The sequence below is a fragment of the Kitasatospora sp. NPDC088783 genome (assembly GCF_044750705.1).
In the GTDB taxonomy this organism is placed as follows: domain Bacteria; phylum Actinomycetota; class Actinomycetes; order Streptomycetales; family Streptomycetaceae; genus Kitasatospora; species Kitasatospora fiedleri.
On record NZ_JBIVKJ010000023.1, the window covers coordinates 1 to 17,000 of the forward strand.

Consider the following 17,000-nt stretch of genomic DNA (forward strand, 5'->3'; position numbering starts at 1 on the left):
CGACGATCTTGGCGGAGGTGGTGGCGCGGCTGGGGGCGGCGGCCGCGTTAGAGCTTGCGAAGTCCACTGAGGACCCTTTCGAGCAGCGTGACGTCAGGCGTACCGCCCGACTCGCCCGCGGCGGCGGGCTGGTGGATGGCGACCAGACCGGCTTCCGCCAGGTCTGCGACGAGGATGCGGGCGACCCCGAGCGGGACACCTGCCAGCGCGGAGATCTCGGCGACCGACTTGACCTCGCGGCACAGCGACACGATGCGGGCGTGCTCGGGGAGCAGCCCGCCCGGAGCGGTGGTGGCGGTGGTCGAGATCAGCGCCTCGATGGCCAGCTGGTAGCGGGGGCGGGTGCGTCCACCGGTCATGGCGTACGGGCGGACCAGCGGCTGCTGCTCGTAGCCGTCCGACTGCTGGCCGCCGTACCCGCCGGCCTGCTGGCCGCCGTAGCCGTTTCCGTACCCGTTGCCGTACGCGCCGGCGGGTGTCGGGGGCGGGGTCATGCGTCCTCCTTGTGCTGCAGTCGTCGCGGCCGGAGCCCGCGGGGGCCGTTGACTGACGGGCTGTCAGCCACCGTGCGGCGAGGACCTGGGGTGGGAGCGCCGGACCCGGGGTCGGGTCGGGTCCGGCGCGGTGAGGGTGGTGCGAAGGAGTCGTGGATCGGGTGGGACCGGTCAGTGCAGCAGGCTGCCCTGGAGCTCCGCCCGCAGGGCCGGCGTGAGCACCGCGCCGGCCCGGTCGACCAGCAGGGCCATCTCGTAGCCGACGAGACCGATGTCGGAGTCCGGCGAGGCGAGCACCGCGAGCGAGGAACCGTCGCTGATCGCCATCAGGAACAGGAACCCGCGCTCCATCTCCACGACGGTCTGGTTGACCTCGCCGCCCTCGAAGATGCGGCTGGCGCCGGAGGTCAGCGAGGTCAGTCCGGAGGCGACGGCGGCCAGCTGGTCGGCGCGGTCCCGGGGGAAGCCCTCGGACATGCACAGCAGCAGACCGTCGGCGGAGACCACCACGGTGTGGGACACCCCGGGGGTGTTGTCCACGAAATTGGTGATCAGCCAGTTCAGGTTCTGTGCGGCCTGGCTCATCTGGATCAACTCAACGCTCCTGGTGCTCGGGGCCGAAGCCGTTGTTGCCATCGACGTCGGACCGCCCGCCACGGGCTCCCCGGTAGCCCTCGGACGTCCCGCCGAAGTCGAAGCCCGGCCGCTGCTGCGACGCGGGACCGCCGAAGCCCGGCTGCTGCGTCCCGGCCTGGCGGCCCTGCTGGATGCCGCGGCGCAGGTTGGTCAGCCGGCCGCGCACCTCCTCGGGGCTGCGCGAGACCTGGGGACCGGTCAGCGGGCTGGCCTCGGCGCTGCCGGAGACCAGGTTGGCCTGCGGGGTGCGGCGCGGCAGCCCCGAGGTGGTCAGGCCGTCGGTCTGCGGCTCGCGCATCTGCTCGGCCCGGCGCCAGCGCTCGTCGTTCGCCGACGAGCGCCACGGCGCGTCCGGGTCGCCCTGCGGCTCCAGCGCGGGGCCGCCCGCCGGAGCAGCGCCGAACGGCGCCGCCGGGCGCTGCTGCTGCGGTTGCGGCTGCTGCGGTCGGCCCTGCCCCGGCTGACCACCCTGGAACGGCTGGCCGCCCTGGAACGGCTGGCCCGGCTGGCCCTGCGGACCGGTCGGGCGCTGCGGCGCGGCCGGACGCTGCGGCAGGCCCTGGGACTGCGGGCCCGGCGCCTGCGGACGCTGCCGCTCGACCGGCTCGCCCTGCGGACGCTGCCGCTCGGCCTGCGGCCCCTGCTCGACGAAGCCCGGCGCGGAGGTGCCGGGGCGCTGCGGCTGGTACGACGGACGCGGTCGGAGCTGCTCGCGGCCCGGTGCCGGAGCGGCCTGCGCCCCCGGCCCGGACGGCCGGTCGCCGGCGGTCGGCAGCGCCATCGGCTGCGGACGCTCCGCGAACTGCGGCTGCTGCGGCTGCTGCTGGGACTGCGGCGGCCGCGGCGGGACGCCCTGGCCCACCGGGTCCGGCAGCACCGGCTCCACCAGGCCGAGGCCCAGCGGATCGCGCGGGTCGATGTCGGACGCCTCGAACCGCGGCCGGGCGAACCCGCCGGACTGCTCGGTCGGAGCGGCCTCCAGCGGCGCGGCCGGCTGCTGCGGCGGCAGCGGACGGCGCTGCGGCTGCTCGGCCCGCCCGTGGTGCTGGGCCGGCTCGCCGCCCGGACGCTGCTGGCCCTGCTGCGGGCCGCCCTGCGGGCCCTGCGGACGGCGCTGGCCCTGCGGACCGCCCACCGGCGGCTGACCGGGCTGGCCCGGCTGACCCGGTCGGCCCGGCTGCGGACGCCGCGGCGGCAGACCGCCGCCGGGGCCGCCCGGGAAGCCCGGACCGCCCTGGACGCCCGGGGCACCCGAGGCGCCCGGCACCCGGCGCGGCGGCAGGCCGCCACCGGCGGGCGCACCCGCGCCCGGACCGGCCGGGGCCGACGGGCCGGGCCCGCCCGGTCCCGGGTTCTCGCGCAGCGACTGGCCGACCGAACGGGTCGGCAGTCCGCCGGTGCGGCCGCCCTGGGCCGTACCGGTGCCGAACGCGCCGCCCGGGCCGAACCCGCCGTCGCCCGGCTGGCCGCCGGACGCGCCGGGCCCGCCCGGCGCGCGCCGCGGCGCACCCGGGCCGCCGGGCGCACCGGCGGGGGAGAACAGGTCGGGGCTGCCGCCGGCCGGGCCCTGGCCCAGCTGGGGACGGCCCGCGGGGTCCTGCGGACCGGACTGGCCGAGCGGGGTGCGCCCGCCGGGCAGGTCGCCCGCCGGGCGGCCCTGCTGGCGCGGCGTCGGCGCCAGGCCGCGCTGCTGCTTGCCGCCGGCCTGCCCGGCCCCGGCGCCCGCACCGGGCCGGTTGCCGCGCCGTTCGGCGGAGTTGGTGACGTCGACCGGGAGCATGACCAGCGCGGTGGTGCCGCCGGAGTCGGACGGGCGGAGCTGGATCCGGATGCCGTGCCGCAGCGACAGCCGGCCGACCACGAACAGGCCCATCCGGCGGGAGACGGAGACGTCCACGACCGGCGGGTTGGCGAGGCGCTCGTTGATGTCGGCGAGGTCGTCGGGGGACAGGCCGATGCCGGTGTCGTGGATCTCGATCAGCACCCGGCCGTCCGGCAGCGCGTGGCCGGTGACCCGGACCCGGGTCTGCGGGGAGGAGAACGAGGTGGCGTTCTCCAGCAGCTCGGCGAGCAGGTGGACGAGGTCGTTGACGACCCGGCCGGCCACCTCGGCGGTGGGCACCGAGGCCAGCTCGACGCGCTCGTACTGCTCCACCTCGGAGGCCGCGGCGCGCAGCACGTCGACCAGCGGGACGGGGCGGGTCCAGCGGCGGCCCGGGTCCTCGCCCGCGAGGACGAGGAGGTTCTCGCCGTTGCGGCGCATGCGGGTCGCGAGGTGGTCGAGCTTGAACAGCGAGGCCAGCTGGTCCGGGTCGGCCTCGCGGCTCTCCAGCTCGGAGATCAGCGACAGCTGGCGCTGGATCAGGCCCTGGCTGCGGCGCGAGAGGTTGGTGAACATCGCGTTGATGTTGCCGCGCAGCAGCGCCTGCTCGGCGGCCAGTCGGACCGCCTCGCGGTGCACCATGTCGAAGGCGTGCGCCACGTGGCCGATCTCGTCGGCGGAGTCGACGCCGACCGGCTCGACGGTGACGTCGACGTCGTGCGGGTCGCTCTCGGAGAGGGTCTTGACCAGCTCCGGCAGGCGGCGCTCGGCGACGTCCTCGGCGGAGGTCTGCAGACGGGTCAGCGAGCGCACCATCGAGCGGGCCACCAGGGCGGCGCCGGCGATGGCGACGATGAGCACCAGGCCGACCAGCGAGGCGTTGATGACCGACTGGGTGTCGGCGTCGGACTGGAGCTGCTGGGCCTTGCCGTTCAGGTCCTCCAGCAGCTTCTTCTCGATGGTCCGCTCGGCGTTGATCTTGGCCGTGGACTCCTCGTACCACTGCTGGTAGCTGACGCCGTCGGTCTGCTTGATGCCGTTGGGGTTGAGGACGGCCTGGGCGAACCGGTCGGCCTCGGCGACCACCTTGTTGTAGCTCATCGAGGAGCGCAGCGAGCGGGCCGGGCCCTCGCCGTACAGCGCGGTGAAGTTCTCCATCGCGTTGTCCTCGGCGGCCCGCAGGCGGACGCCGAAGGTCTCGTCGGAGGCGGAGAAGTTCGGCGGGTCCTGGGCCAGCGCGGCGGAGATCAGCGCGCGCTGCATCGAGCTGGCCTCCTTGGCCAGCGAGAACTGGTACAGGGTGCGGGTGGACTTGACCAGCTCGGCGGAGTTCGAGGTGATCGCGATGTCCTGGGCGGCGCCGATCAGGTCGTTGATGATCACGTTGTAGTTGGTGATCGTGGCCTGGATGTTGTTGGCGTCCTTGAACGCGCCCTTGCGGGCCCGGGGGAGCGAGTTGAGGTCCTTGCGGACCTGCAGCAGCAGGGTCTTGGAGCCGGCCAGGTCGAGGTTGTCGAACTTGTCGGCGGCCGCGTTGAACTTCTTCGAGAGCGCGGTGCTGTCGGCGTACGCCTGCTGGATGTCCTTGTCGGTGTCCGCGTCGCCGCCGTGCGCCACCGGGCCGGCCGCGATGTCGCGCTCGGTCTGCAGGGCGTCGGCGAGGTCGGTCGCGGTCCGGGCCAGCTCGGCCAGGTCGCTCATCTGGGAGAGCTCGCGGGAGTTCTCCATCGAGCTCTGCACGCGCAGGCCGCCGAAGACCAGCGCCACGATCACGGGCAGGAAGAGCAGCGCGATCAGGCGGGTGCGGATCCGCCAGTTGCGCATGGCGAAGCGGCTCAGGCCGGTGGCCCGGCGGCGGTTCAGCGTGCCGCGGAGTCTGGCGCGGCGGCTCTTGCTGTCGGCAGGCGTGTCGCCGCCCTGGTCGTGCGGCGCGCTGTTCGCGCCCGGCGCACCGGTGTCGGCGGCGGGTTCGGCGGGGGCGCCGAAGGGCCGCTCGCCCTGCCCCGTCGTCGCCGGTGCGGCCTGGTGGGGGCCGGCCATGGGCTCCCGCGACTCCGGGTCACCCGCGGCGCCGCTGCCCCTCTTGAAACGTCCCTGCACTGGCGTCGCAACCTCTGGACCGGGCGCCCTTCCCCGCCGGTGCGGAGATAGGGCGGTGTCGAGTTTTTCCGTGGCATTCCAGCACAGCGGGGGAAGTCCAACAAGGGCCGTTACGACACGGTGTCCTGGGCCACCCTCCGCGCGCGGCGTCTCACGTTCCGTGGTGCATCGGCCGGGGAATACGGTCCTTTTCGGACACTTGACGCGAGCGGGTCAATGAACGTCAAGATCGATTTGTGCGTGGAATGTCCGGGATATCCCTAATGGTGCATTCCGGCATTGGTCCGGAATCGTCACCTCCGCCCCCTTTGGTCCGACAATTGTGAGCAAAATCACAGTCGAATGTGTAGCTTTGGTCACGGCCGCTGTGGAATGGGCTCCCTAACCTGGCAGGGTTGATCTGAGCCTGCCCAGCGGCGGGCCCGCGCAAAAGCGCAAAAGTCCGTTCGAGCGAAACAAGGGTGCTGACGCACATGTCCGACACGACCGAGCAGGCCACCGGCACCACCCCGAGCACCGGCTCCACGGCCAACCCGCGCCGCACCACCCTGGCCTCCGTCGCGGACTTCTCCGAGCTGCCCGGCTTCGCGGCCCCCCGCACCCCGCGCGCCTACGCCGCCACCCTCCCGGCCAGCACGGCCAACCCGCGCCGCACCGTCCGCTGACCGCCGCCCCGGCCCCCGCCTGCGGCGGGCGCGGTCGCCGCGCCGATAACCTGGTGGCACGAGCCGGGCCCGGTACTGCGGGCCCGGCCACCGTCCGGGAGCGTCCGGGCGGCCGACGAACCGAGAGGTTGCAGGGCTGTGCGTATCGCCAGGTTCTCCGTCCGTGAAGGGAGCCCCGCGGCGGGCTCGGTCTCCTTCGGCATCATCGAGGGGGACGCCGCACAACCCGACTCGCTGGTGGTGCACACCCTGGCCGGCCACCCCTTCGGCACCCCGCAGCCGACCGGTGAGACCCACCGCCTGCGGGACGTCCGGCTGCTCGCCCCGATGCTCCCCAGCAAGGTCGTCGCGGTCGGCCGCAACTACGCCGCGCACGCCGCCGAGCTGGGCAACGAGGTCCCGGCCGTCCCGCTGACCTTCTTCAAGCCCTCCACCGCCGTCATCGGCCCCACCGAGTCCGTCGCCTACCCGCCGTTCTCCTCGGACGTGCAGTACGAGGCCGAACTCGCCGTGGTGATCGGCCGGATGTGCCGCGAGGTGCCGATCGAGCGCGTCCCCGAGGTGGTCTTCGGCTACACCTGCGCCAACGACGTCACCGCCCGCGACGTGCAGCAGCGCGAGGGCCAGTGGGCCCGCGCCAAGGGCTTCGACACCTCCTGCCCGCTCGGCCCGTGGATCGAGACCGACCTCGACCCCGCCGACCTGGCCGTCACCTGCACCGTCAACGGCGAGCTCCGCCAGGCCGGCCGGACCTCCCAGATGGTCCGCTCGGTCGCCGAGCTGATCGTGCACGTCTCCGAGGCGATGACCCTGCTCCCGGGCGACGTCATCCTCACCGGCACCCCCGCCGGCGTCGGCCCCCTGAACATCGGCGACGAGGTCGCCGTCTCCGTCGAAGGCATCGGCACCCTCTCCAACAAGGTCGTCAAGCGATGAAGGAAGCAGCGAGCGTGACTAGTGCAGACATCAGCGGCTCCGCGCCGGGGAAGAACCCCGGCGTCCGGGTCCGCTTCTGCCCCTCCCCGACCGGCAACCCGCACGTCGGCCTGGTCCGCACCGCCCTGTTCAACTGGGCCTACGCCCGGCACAACGGCGGCACCCTGGTGTTCCGGATCGAGGACACCGACGCGGCCCGCGACTCCGAGGAGTCGTACCGGCAGCTGCTCGACGCGATGCGCTGGCTCGGCTTCGACTGGAACGAGGGCCCCGAGGTCGGCGGCCCGCACGCCCCCTACCGCCAGTCGCAGCGGATGGACGTCTACGCCGACGTCGCCGAGCGCCTGCGCGCGGCCGGCCACGCCTACCCCTGCTACTGCACCACCGAGGAGCTCGACGCCCGCCGCGAGGCCGCCCGCGCCGCCGGCAAGCCCTCCGGCTACGACGGCCACTGCCGCGACCTGACCGCCGACGAGGTCGCCGTCTACGAGCAGGAGGGCCGGCAGCCGATCCTGCGCTTCCGGATGCCCGACACCACCCTCGCCTTCGACGACCTGGTCCGCGGCCCGATCTCCTTCGACCCGAAGGACGTCCCCGACTACGGCATCGTCCGGGCCAACGGCGCCCCGCTGTACACCCTGGTCAACCCGGTCGACGACGCCCTGATGGAGATCACCCACGTCCTGCGCGGCGAGGACCTGCTCTCCTCGACGCCCCGTCAGATCGCCCTGTACGCCGCCCTGGCCGACATCGGCGTCGGCAACGGCACCACCCCGCGCTTCGGCCACCTGCCGTACGTGATGGGCGAGGGCAACAAGAAGCTCTCCAAGCGCGACCCGCAGGCCTCGCTCAACCTCTACCGCGAGCGCGGCTTCCTCCCCGAGGGCCTGCTCAACTACCTGGCCCTGCTGGGCTGGTCGCTCGCCGAGGACCGCGACATCTTCGACATCGACGAGATGGTCGCCGCCTTCGACCTCGCCGACGTCAACGGCAACCCGGCCCGCTTCGACCTCAAGAAGGCCGAGCACATCAACGCCGAGCACGTCCGCCGCCTCGCCCCCGAGGAGTTCGTCAAGCGCCTGGTGCCCTACCTCCAGGCCCCCGGCCTGCTCCCGGCCGAGCCCACCGCCGAGCAGCTCGACCTGCTGGCGAAGGTCGCCCCGCTCACCCAGGAGCGGATGGTGGTCCTCTCCGAGATCGTCACCATGGCCGGCTTCCTGTTCGTCGCCCCCGCGGACTTCGCCGTCGACCCCGAGGACGCCGCCAAGGTCCTCACCGCCGACGCCCGCCCGGTGCTGGCGGCCGCGGTCGAGGCGCTCACCGCGCTGCCCGACTTCACCCCCGAGCCGATCCAGGCCGCGCTGCGCGCCGCCCTGGTCGACGGCCTCGGCATCAAGCCGAAGTTCGCCTTCACCCCGCTGCGGGTGGCGGTGACCGGGCGCCGGGTCTCCCCGCCGCTGTTCGAGTCGATGGAACTGCTCGGCCGCGAGGAGACGCTGCGCCGACTGCTCACCGCCCTGGAGCTCCTGCCGGCCTCCTGAGCCTGCCTCCCGGGCCGCACCCGGCCCTTCCCGGGCCGCCCGCCGGACACCCGCGGGGCACCTGCGGGCCATGTCGCTGACCTGGCCCGCAGGTGTCCGGCGCGCTGCCTGCGGTTATCGATTTTGGAGCGGGGCGGGGCGTCGGGTAATGTTCTTTCTGCGCCGCCCGGGCAGGGAGGCGCAAGACACCGAGGAAGACCCCGCAGAGGGGTTGAACTCTGGTGGGGTATGGTGTAATTGGCAGCACGACTGATTCTGGTTCAGTTAGTCTAGGTTCGAGTCCTGGTACCCCAGCGCAGTATCACTGCAGGTAAGCCCCCGTTGTGTAGTGGCCTAGCACGCCGCCCTCTCAAGGCGGTAGCGCCGGTTCGAATCCGGTCGGGGGTACGCAATTTTGACAATTGCAGAACGAATGAGTCCCGCCCCCGTTGTGTAGTGGCCTAGCACGCCGCCCTCTCAAGGCGGTAGCGCCGGTTCGAATCCGGTCGGGGGTACTCGCTCATTCGGGCCCCCGTTGTGTAGTGGCCTAGCACGCCGCCCTCTCAAGGCGGTAGCGCCGGTTCGAATCCGGTCGGGGGTACTTATGGGGTATGGTGTAATTGGCAGCACGAGTGATTCTGGTTCATTTAGTCTAGGTTCGAGTCCTGGTACCCCAGCCAAGAAAAGCTCCACAGCGCAAGCTCCGGGAAACCGGGGCTTTTCTGCGTTTCCGCCCCCTCCGCGGTTCCGTCCCCGTCCGCCCCGCCGTCTCCGCAGGCGTCCCCGTCCCTGCACCCGCCCGGCCCGGACGCGCGACCGCCCTCCCGGCCGGGGGACGGGAGGGCGGGGCGGGGCCGAGTCGGATCAGGTGCGGCGGAGCGCCTCGGTGAGGCGGTTCGCGGCCTCGATGATGGCCTGGGCGTGCATCCGGCCGGGGTGGCGGGTGAGCCGCTCGATCGGGCCGGAGACGGAGACCGCCGCGACCACCCGGTTGGACGGGCCGCGGACGGGGGCGGAGACCGAGGCGACGCCGGGCTCGCGCTCGCCGATGGACTGGGCCCAGCCGCGGCGGCGCACGCCGCTGAGCGCGGTGGCGGTGAAGCGGGCGCCCTGGAGGCCGCGGTGCAGGCGCTCCGGCTCCTCCCAGGCGAGCAGGACCTGCGCGGCGGACCCGGCCTTCATCGGCAGCGTCGAGCCCACCGGCACGGTGTCGCGCAGACCGGACAGCCGCTCGGCGGCGGCCACGCAGATCCGCATCTCGCCCTGGCGGCGGTAGAGCTGGGCGCTCTCGCCGGTCACGTCCCGCAGGTGCGTCAGCACCGGGCCGGCGGCGGCCAGCAGCCGGTCCTCGCCGGCGGCGGCGGACAGCTCGGCGAGCCGGGGGCCGAGGATGAAGCGGCCCTGCATGTCACGGGTGACCAGGCGGTGGTGTTCGAGTGCGACGGCGAGCCGGTGGGCCGTGGGCCGTGCCAGACCGGTGGCGGCGACCAGCCCCGCCAACGTGGCGGGGCCCGACTCCAGTGCGCTGAGCACCAGAGCGGCCTTGTCGAGAACGCCGACGCCGCTAGTGTTGTCCATGTCTCGATACTGCAGTCTCAATCAGCGAGACGCAAGTTCAATCTTCCGGGAAAAGCGCCACTCTTGGAGTCAGCAGCCCGGGAGACACCCAGGGCGGCACCCCACCACGGTGTCCGCATTCTGGACGGTCCGGCGTGCAGGTCGCGACTCCAAGCGAGCCTCACAGGGCGGCACGGGACAAGACCTCGACGATCACGAGAAGGCCGGCAGAGCGGCCGGCTGGAGGGAATCCGATGGGACGGACACTCGCAGAGAAGGTCTGGGACGACCACGTCGTCCGGCGCGCCGAGGGCGAGCCCGACCTGCTCTACATCGACCTGCACCTGCTGCACGAGGTGACCAGCCCGCAGGCGTTCGACGGCCTCCGGCTGGCCGGCCGCCCGGTGCGCCGGACCGATCTGACGATCGCCACCGAGGACCACAACACCCCGACCCTCGACATCGACAAGCCGATCGCCGACCCGGTCTCCCGGGTCCAGCTGGAGACGCTGCGCCGGAACGCCGCGGAGTTCGGCGTGCGCATCCACTCGCTGGGCGACGTCGAGCAGGGCGTGGTGCACGTGGTCGGCCCGCAGCTGGGCCTGACCCAGCCCGGCATGACCGTGGTCTGCGGCGACTCGCACACCTCCACCCACGGCGCCTTCGGCGCGCTGGCCTTCGGCATCGGCACCAGCCAGGTCGAGCACGTGCTGGCGACCCAGACCCTGCCGCTGGCCCCGTTCAAGACCATGGCGATCACCGTCGAGGGCGAGCTGCCCGAGGGCGTCACCGCCAAGGACCTGATCCTGGCCGTGATCACCAAGATCGGCACCGGCGGCGGCCAGGGCTACGTCCTGGAGTACCGCGGCTCGGCGATCCGCAGCCTCTCCATGGAGGCCCGGATGACGGTCTGCAACATGTCCATCGAGGCGGGCGCCCGGGCCGGCATGATCGCCCCGGACCGCACCACCTTCGACTACCTGCAGGGCCGCCCGCACGCCCCGCAGGGCGAGGACTGGGACGCCGCGGTCGCCTACTGGGAGACCCTGGCCACCGACGAGGACGCGGTCTTCGACGCCGAGGTGTTCATCGACGCCACCGAGCTGACCCCGTTCGTCACCTGGGGCACCAACCCGGGCCAGGGCGCGCCGCTGGGCGCCGACGTGCCGAACCCGGCCGACTTCGCGGACCCGCAGGAGCGGATCGCCGCCGAGAACGCCCTGAAGTACATGGGCCTGGAGGCCGGCACCCCGCTGCGCGAGGTCAAGGTCGACGCGGTCTTCGTCGGCTCCTGCACCAACGGCCGGATCGAGGACCTGCGGGCCGCCGCCGCCATCGTGGAGGGCCGCCGGATCGCCGAGGGCGTCCGGATGCTGGTCGTCCCGGGCTCCGTCCGGGTCGCCCTGCAGGCCGTCGAGGAGGGCCTGGACAAGGTCTTCACCGCCGCGGGCGCCGAGTGGCGGCACGCCGGCTGCTCGATGTGCCTGGGCATGAACCCGGACCAGCTGGCCCCGGGCGAGCGCTGCGCCTCCACCTCGAACCGCAACTTCGAGGGCCGCCAGGGCAAGGGCGGGCGCACCCACCTGGTCTCCCCCCAGGTGGCCGCGGCCACCGCGCTGGTGGGCCGTCTGGCCGCACCCGCGGACCTGTCCGACAACGTGGCCGTGGAGGTCTGAGCCATGGAGAAGTTCACCACCCACACCGGCCGGGCCGTCCCGCTGCGCCGCTCCAACGTGGACACCGACCAGATCATCCCGGCGCACTGGCTGAAGAAGGTCACCCGCTCGGGCTTCGAGGACGGCCTGTTCGAGGCCTGGCGCAAGGACGAGTCCTTCGTCCTGAACCTGCCCGAGCGCCAGGGCGCCACCGTCCTGGTCACCGGCCCCGAGTTCGGCACCGGCTCGTCCCGCGAGCACGCCGTCTGGGCGCTGCAGAACTACGGCTTCCAGGCCGTCATCTCCTCCCGCTTCGCCGACATCTTCCGCGGCAACTCGCTGAAGAACGGCCTGCTCACGGTGGTCCTGCCGCAGGAGACGGTGGAGCGGCTCTGGGCGCTGACCGAGGCCGACCCGACCGCCGAGATCACCGTCGACCTGGAGGCCCGCGAGGTCCGGGCCGAGGGCGTCACCGCCCCGTTCGAGCTGGACGACAACGTGCGCTGGCGGCTGCTGAACGGCCTGGACGACATCAGCATCACCCTGCAGAACGAGCCCGACATCGCCGCGTTCGAGGCCGAGCGGCCCTCCTTCAAGCCGCGCACCCAGCCGGTCGCCTGAGTCACCGCTTTCTGACGCTCCGACAACAAGACCCGCCCCCCTCCGGGGCGGGTCTTCGTTGTTCGCAGGGGAGTTCGTCAGCCGGGAATAGACCCTGGTGTAGCGCAACTCCGCACAGATGGCACAATCGTTGCATGCACCACAGTCCCGAACCCCCGTACCAGGACGGCGAACCGGCGTCCGGGGACGGTCAGGACGGTGCTGCCGACTCGGAAGTCACCCTGCTCTACGCACTGGTGGCCGAGCGGTTGAAGCAAGCCCACGCCCGCGTTCACGCGCTGAACGTGTCGACGGACGCAAAGACCGCTCTCACCCGACAACTGCTGATCGTCACCGAGACCGCGAAGCGCGATCTCCCGGGGGCGGCACGGCGGTTGAGTCGCTTTGTGCAGGACCTCGACGAGGGGCGGATGCCTCCCCGGTGAGCACCTCCATGCGCAAATCCATTGCGACACTAGGGTGATTCACGCGTTTGGTAATTGAAAGTCAGCAGATACATACCTAACGTGCGAAAAGAACGGATGGAATCATCCGGCGCCCGTTTCCGAAGGGGAAGACGTGAACAAGGCTCAGCTTGTCGAAGCGGTGGCCGAGCAGCTGGGCGGTCGCAAGGCTGCCGCAGAGGCCGTCGACGCAGTGCTCGACACCATGGTGCGTGCCGTCGTGGCGGGTGACCGCGTCTCGGTCACCGGTTTCGGCACCTTCGAGAAGGTGGAGCGCTCGGCGCGCTTCGCCCGCAACCCGCAGACCGGCGAGCGGGTCAAGGTCAAGAAGACCGCGGTGCCGCGGTTCCGCCCCGGCCAGGGCTTCAAGGACCTCGTCTCCGGCAGCAAGAAGCTGCCGAAGGACGGCCCGTCGGTCAAGAAGGCCCCCAAGGGCTCGCTCACCCCGGGCAAGTCCGGCGTGGCCGCCAGCCCGGCCGCCAAGCGCGCCGCCACCAAGCGCGCCGCCGCGGCCGGCACCGCCGCGACCAAGAAGACCGCCGCCAAGAAGACGGCCACCACGGCGACGGCCAAGAAGGCGGCCCCGGCGAAGACCGCGGTCAAGAAGGCCACCACCGCCAAGACCGCCGTGGCCAAGAAGACCAGCGCCGCGGCGACCAAGAAGGCCACCACCGCCGCCAAGAAGACCACCACCGCGGCGGCGGCCAAGAAGGCCACCGCCACCGCCAAGAAGACCGCTCCGGCGAAGAAGACCACCACGCGGAAGACCACCGCGCGCAAGTCCACCGCCAAGTAGTCGCCCCGCACCCGGCACCGGCCCGTTCGGCGCCGGGGCACCGGCCGCGACGGCCCCGGCCCGGTTCCCTCCCCGGGCCCGGACCGGCGCGGCCTTTTCCGCGTCCGCCGCGCCGCATCGCGTCCGCCGCATGCGTCGCTCTCCGCATGCGCCCGCCGGGCGGGCCGGGCCGAGCGGCCGTCGGCGCGACGCGGTGTCAGGCCGCCCCGCCGAACGGGGAAAAGCGCGCGGCCGGGAATTACTCCGGCACTTCCACCGGCAACTCGTAGCAGATCGCCCAGCGGGAATCCGGAATGACCAGATCCGCGGTCTCCACCGGCCGCCCGGAGTCGTCCAGGTACGTCCGCTCGACCAGCGTCACCAGGTCGCCGGCGGTGATCCCCAGCAGGCCCGCCTGCTCCGCGGTCGCCCGGGCCGGGCGCAGCCGCTCCACCGTGCGCGCCACCCGCACCCCGAGCGACGCCATCCGGGCCACCACGCCGCGGCCGTGCAGCGGACCGTACTCGGGCAGCAGCACCGGGGTGTCCCCGGTGAGGTCCATCGGCTCCCAGGAGTCGGCCAGTTGGGCGGTCCGGCCGTCCAGCAGGAACTCGTACCTGGTGTGCACCGTCAGCGTGCCCGGCTCGATCCGCAGCCGCCGCGCCACCCCGTCCGGGGCGGGCGTGCGGGCCGCCGACTCGGACTCCCAGCCGCCGTCCGGCACCAGCGAGGCCGGGAACGCCCCCGCCGTCCGCGACCGCATCATCGCCAGCCGCTCCACCGGCTCCCGGACGTAGGTGCCGGACCCGGTCCGGCCCTCCAGCAGCCCCTCCCCGATGAGCACCTCCTGGGCCCGCTGGAGCACGTTCGGCCCGACGCCATAGCTCTCGGCCAGCCGGGCCCGGGACGGCAGCCGCTCGCCGACCGCCCACTCCCCGGCCGTCACCCGGCGGCGCAGGTGGTCCGCGATGCGGAGGTACGGCGGGTCCTGTGAGGGCATCTGGCGTCTCCCGGCGGAGGGCGATTCCCGCCGACGTGCGGCAGGACGGGTGATTCAGCTTGACAACCTAATGCATCAGGTGGAATCTAATGCCTTAGATTCACTATGAGTGATCAGCTGACCTCGGGGAGAGGCGTGGCGTGCGAAGCACGAGGGTGTTCGACCTTGCATCCGGGCTCGCCGCGGCCACCGGGGCCGAAGCCAGGATCATCCAGCTGCCCAACGGCGGTTACCGGGTGGAAGCCGAGCTCCAGGGCGACCCGGACCCGCGGGACCACCTCACGGTCCTCGACGTCCTCGCCGGTGCGGACCGCTACGGGCACCGCTACCGGGCCGGCGTCCACACCGTCTGGGCCGAACTCGACCCGCCATTCGACCCGCCCCAGGAGCCGCCGTGAAGAACGCGCCGCCCGGCTACACCGTCGGCATCGAGGAGATCACCGAACCGACCTCCTTCTTCTCGCTGGCGCCCGCGCTCTCCTCGCTCTGGCAGACCCTGCACGCCCTCCCGCTCGGCTGGACGCAGTTCGAGGCGTACCGCTACTTCTTCGGTCCGGGCGCGGTCGAGCGCACCGAGGCGTTCCTGCGGCGGGACGGCCGGTTGCAGCTCAGCTTCGCGCTCCTCGGCCGGACCAGGCTGATCAGCGTCGTCCCGGCGGCCCGCGGGCCGCTCCAACTGGCGCCCGCCCCGCTCAAGTTGCTCGACTCGCCGGAGGTCGCCGCGCTGCGGCTGGACGGCCCGGCCGTCCGGCCCGCCCCGGGCGCGCCGCGCCGGCGCAGCGCCTGACCGCCCGGCCCGCGGCGGGCGGGTGACGGCCGGTCAGCCGTCCTCGGGGTCCGGGAAGGTCTGGAGGGTGAGGAAGACCACGCGCCGTCCGGTGCCCTCGCCGGTGGTGCGGATGCGGACGCGCTGGCCGGGGCGCAGCAGCCGGAGGCCGCCGGCGTCGAAGGCGGGGGCGTCGAAGGGGACGGGCGTGCCGTCGTCGAGCAGGACCGACCCGGCGCGGGTCGCGGGGTCGAAGGTGAACGCGGTGGCCTGCATGGGAGCCAGCATAGGGCTTCGCAGCAGGGCCGCGGTGGCCGGGCCGAGGCCGAGCCGGCGGGCGTCGGCCAGGTCCGCGGGGGTGTCGACGTCGCGGCGGACGGAGGGGGCGTCGGGGAGCAGGAGCTCGGTGGCGCCGCCGGCCAGGTGGGCGTCCCGGGAGCCGGGCCCGAACGCCGGGCGCAGCGGTGCGCCGTCGGCCCCGGCGAGCAGGACGGTGCCGGTGCCGGGGGTGTCGGCGAGAAAGGCCCGGCCGTGGCCGGGCACCGCGGCGAGGACCCGGGCGAGTTCGGCGGGCCGCAGCGCCGGCAGGTCCGCGGAGAGGGTGGCGACGGGGGAGCGCGGGAAGCGCCGCCGGGCGGTCGCGGTGCCGTGCGCGAGCGCGGGGTTGAGGCCGCCCGGCTCCGGTTCGTCGTCCAGCACGTCCGCCCCCAGCGCGCGCAGCGCCCCGGCGGCGCGCGGGTCCCGGGTGACCACCAGGACGCGGCCGACCGCGGGGCAGGCGAGCGCGGCGGCGACGGTGTCGCGGGCGAAGGCGAGGGCGAGCCGGGGCCGCAGCGGGCCGAGCGCGGCCAGCCGGCTCTTCGCCCCGGCGAGCGCCTTGACCGGGACGACCACGGACCAGCCGAGCCGCAGCGCGGCCCGGTCGGCGTGCGGCTGCCCCGGGGCGGCCGGTCCGGCGGCGGGGCGTACGGTGTCCTCTGTCATCGGCGCCATTGTGGCGTCGGCCGGGGAGCCCTGGCCAGCGGTTCCGGGCGGTCCCGGGGCGGCGGGCGGGGCCCGGTCGGCTGGTGGCGGCGGTGGCTGCTCGACACGGACTCGACCCGCGGGTGAGACTGGTCGGCGCCTCGGAGCCGCTGGCCGGCCCCGGCGAGGAGAGAGCGCGGCGCAAGTACGGGGCGCCGCACGAACGAGGAGGAGCTGGGGTGGCCCGCCGCTCTAACGCCAGGTTCGGGAACGCGGACTACGGGATCTGGTACCGCTTCGCGGCGGTGCTCGTGAAGCCGGTGACCAACGCCCTGGCGAAGGCGGACTGGCGGGGCTGGGAGCACCTGCCCCGGGAGTCCGGGTTCATCGCCGCGGTGAACCACAATTCGGTGATCGACCCGGTGTTCTACGCGCACTGGCAGTACAACTCGGGCCGGCCGCCGCGGATCCTCGCCAAGTCCTCGCTGTTCTCGGTGCCGTTCATCGGCTTCATGCTGCGCAAGACCGGCCAGATCCCGGTGTTCCGGGAGTCCACCGACGCCGCCGAGGCGTTCCGGGCCGCGATCGACGCGGTCAACGCCGGCCAGTGCGTCCAGTTCTACCCGGAGGGCACCCTCACCCGGGACCCGGAGCTGTGGCCGATGACCGGCAAGAGCGGCGCGGCCCGGGTCGCGCTGATGACGGGCGCGCCGGTGATCCCGGTGGCGCACTGGGGCGCGCACGAGATCATCCCGCCGTACGGCAAGGGCAGGGGCAAGTACCGGCTGTTCCCGCGGCACCGGGTGGTGGTCGCGGCGGGCCCGGCGGTCGACCTGAGCAGGTACCAGGGGCAGGAGCTGACCGCCCAGGTGCTCCGGGAGGCCACCGACGACATCATGGCCGCGATCACCGCCGTGCTGGAGGACGTCCGCGGCGAGCAGGCCCCGAAGGAGCGCTACGACATGCGCCGGGCCGCCAAGGACCGGGCCGCGGCCGCCCAGGCCAAGCGCGAGCGCGCCGCCGAGGAGGGCGGCCGGTGACCCGCTG

General features: G+C 73.4%; 15 protein-coding genes, 5 tRNA genes and 1 pseudogene. 15 read left to right on the forward strand and 6 right to left on the reverse strand.

Features of this window, described 5'->3' with window-relative positions:
- Positions 1-47: 47 nt before the first annotated feature.
- The 3 genes from ACIP60_RS34980 to ACIP60_RS34990 form a co-directional block, all read right to left on the reverse strand.
- Positions 48-494 (reverse strand): DUF742 domain-containing protein, encoded by a 447-nt coding sequence (locus ACIP60_RS34980; protein ID WP_100836244.1) that lies wholly within the window; start codon positions 492-494, stop codon positions 48-50.
- 171 nt (positions 495-665) lie between these two features.
- Positions 666-1,079, reverse strand: coding sequence for a roadblock/LC7 domain-containing protein (locus ACIP60_RS34985; RefSeq protein WP_100838482.1), 414 nt, complete (start codon positions 1,077-1,079; stop codon positions 666-668).
- 10 nt (positions 1,080-1,089) lie between these two features.
- Entirely contained in the window at positions 1,090-4,992 is a 3,903-nt protein-coding gene (locus ACIP60_RS34990; protein ID WP_400692670.1) for a nitrate- and nitrite sensing domain-containing protein, read from the reverse strand.
- A 533-nt stretch (positions 4,993-5,525) separates the two neighbouring features.
- Here ACIP60_RS34990 and ACIP60_RS34995 point away from each other — a divergent pair.
- From ACIP60_RS34995 to ACIP60_RS35030, 8 genes are all read left to right on the forward strand, one after another.
- Positions 5,526-5,717 (forward strand): hypothetical protein, encoded by a 192-nt coding sequence (locus tag ACIP60_RS34995; protein WP_400692673.1) that lies wholly within the window; start codon positions 5,526-5,528, stop codon positions 5,715-5,717.
- Between the two features lie 138 nt (positions 5,718-5,855).
- On the forward strand, positions 5,856-6,653 hold the full coding sequence (locus ACIP60_RS35000; protein WP_400692676.1) for a fumarylacetoacetate hydrolase family protein: 798 nt from the start codon (positions 5,856-5,858) through the stop codon (positions 6,651-6,653).
- Positions 6,650-8,194: a glutamate--tRNA ligase gene (gene gltX, locus ACIP60_RS35005; RefSeq protein ID WP_400692678.1), complete on the forward strand. Its 1,545-nt coding sequence runs from the start codon at positions 6,650-6,652 to the stop codon at positions 8,192-8,194. Before ACIP60_RS35000 ends, gltX begins: the two co-directional genes overlap by 4 nt.
- Before the next feature lie 222 nt (positions 8,195-8,416).
- A tRNA-Gln gene (locus ACIP60_RS35010) sits at positions 8,417-8,488 on the forward strand.
- A 20-nt stretch (positions 8,489-8,508) separates the two neighbouring features.
- Positions 8,509-8,581, forward strand: a tRNA-Glu gene (locus ACIP60_RS35015).
- 34 nt (positions 8,582-8,615) lie between these two features.
- Positions 8,616-8,688, forward strand: a tRNA-Glu gene (locus ACIP60_RS35020).
- Between the two features lie 13 nt (positions 8,689-8,701).
- Positions 8,702-8,774, forward strand: a tRNA-Glu gene (locus tag ACIP60_RS35025).
- Positions 8,775-8,778: 4 nt separating this feature from the next.
- Positions 8,779-8,853: transfer RNA gene (locus tag ACIP60_RS35030), tRNA-Gln, on the forward strand.
- A gap of 184 nt (positions 8,854-9,037) precedes the next feature.
- On the opposite strand, the gene ndgR is transcribed toward ACIP60_RS35030, so the two are convergent.
- Positions 9,038-9,751, reverse strand: coding sequence for an IclR family transcriptional regulator NdgR (gene ndgR / locus ACIP60_RS35035; RefSeq protein WP_285739826.1), 714 nt, complete (start codon positions 9,749-9,751; stop codon positions 9,038-9,040).
- 233 nt (positions 9,752-9,984) lie between these two features.
- Between ndgR and leuC the strand changes: the two genes are divergently transcribed.
- The 4 genes from leuC (at position 9,985) to ACIP60_RS35055 (ending at position 13,245) form a co-directional block, all read left to right on the forward strand.
- Positions 9,985-11,406 (forward strand): 3-isopropylmalate dehydratase large subunit, encoded by a 1,422-nt coding sequence (gene leuC / locus ACIP60_RS35040; protein ID WP_400692682.1) that lies wholly within the window; start codon positions 9,985-9,987, stop codon positions 11,404-11,406.
- Positions 11,407-11,409: 3 nt separating this feature from the next.
- Positions 11,410-12,006 (forward strand): 3-isopropylmalate dehydratase small subunit, encoded by a 597-nt coding sequence (gene leuD / locus ACIP60_RS35045; RefSeq protein WP_400692685.1) that lies wholly within the window; start codon positions 11,410-11,412, stop codon positions 12,004-12,006.
- Between the two features lie 134 nt (positions 12,007-12,140).
- Positions 12,141-12,431, forward strand: coding sequence for a hypothetical protein (locus tag ACIP60_RS35050; RefSeq protein WP_400692688.1), 291 nt, complete (start codon positions 12,141-12,143; stop codon positions 12,429-12,431).
- 133 nt (positions 12,432-12,564) lie between these two features.
- The gene (locus tag ACIP60_RS35055; protein ID WP_100836236.1) at positions 12,565-13,245 is read left to right on the forward strand and encodes an HU family DNA-binding protein; all 681 of its coding nucleotides are present in this window, start codon (positions 12,565-12,567) and stop codon (positions 13,243-13,245) included.
- Positions 13,246-13,483: 238 nt separating this feature from the next.
- On the opposite strand, the gene ACIP60_RS35060 is transcribed toward ACIP60_RS35055, so the two are convergent.
- A complete protein-coding gene (locus ACIP60_RS35060; protein ID WP_400692691.1) occupies positions 13,484-14,224 on the reverse strand; it encodes a GntR family transcriptional regulator in 741 nt (246 codons plus the stop codon).
- 140 nt (positions 14,225-14,364) lie between these two features.
- Between ACIP60_RS35060 and ACIP60_RS35065 the strand changes: the two genes are divergently transcribed.
- Positions 14,365-14,622 carry a hypothetical protein gene (locus tag ACIP60_RS35065; RefSeq protein WP_400692694.1) on the forward strand — a complete coding sequence of 86 codons (258 nt, stop codon included), beginning with the start codon at positions 14,365-14,367 and terminating at the stop codon, positions 14,620-14,622.
- Positions 14,619-15,011 carry a hypothetical protein gene (locus tag ACIP60_RS35070; protein WP_100836233.1) on the forward strand — a complete coding sequence of 131 codons (393 nt, stop codon included), beginning with the start codon at positions 14,619-14,621 and terminating at the stop codon, positions 15,009-15,011. Before ACIP60_RS35065 ends, ACIP60_RS35070 begins: the two co-directional genes overlap by 4 nt.
- 258 nt (positions 15,012-15,269) lie before the next feature.
- On the opposite strand, the pseudogene cofC reads toward ACIP60_RS35070, so the two are convergent.
- A pseudogene (gene cofC, locus ACIP60_RS35075) lies at positions 15,270-15,974 on the reverse strand (2-phospho-L-lactate guanylyltransferase); the annotation flags it as partial.
- A 218-nt stretch (positions 15,975-16,192) separates the two neighbouring features.
- On the opposite strand from cofC, the gene ACIP60_RS35080 reads away from it, so the two are divergent.
- Positions 16,193-16,993 (forward strand): lysophospholipid acyltransferase family protein, encoded by an 801-nt coding sequence (locus tag ACIP60_RS35080; RefSeq protein WP_400692697.1) that lies wholly within the window; start codon positions 16,193-16,195, stop codon positions 16,991-16,993.
- Positions 16,994-17,000: the final 7 nt, after the last annotated feature.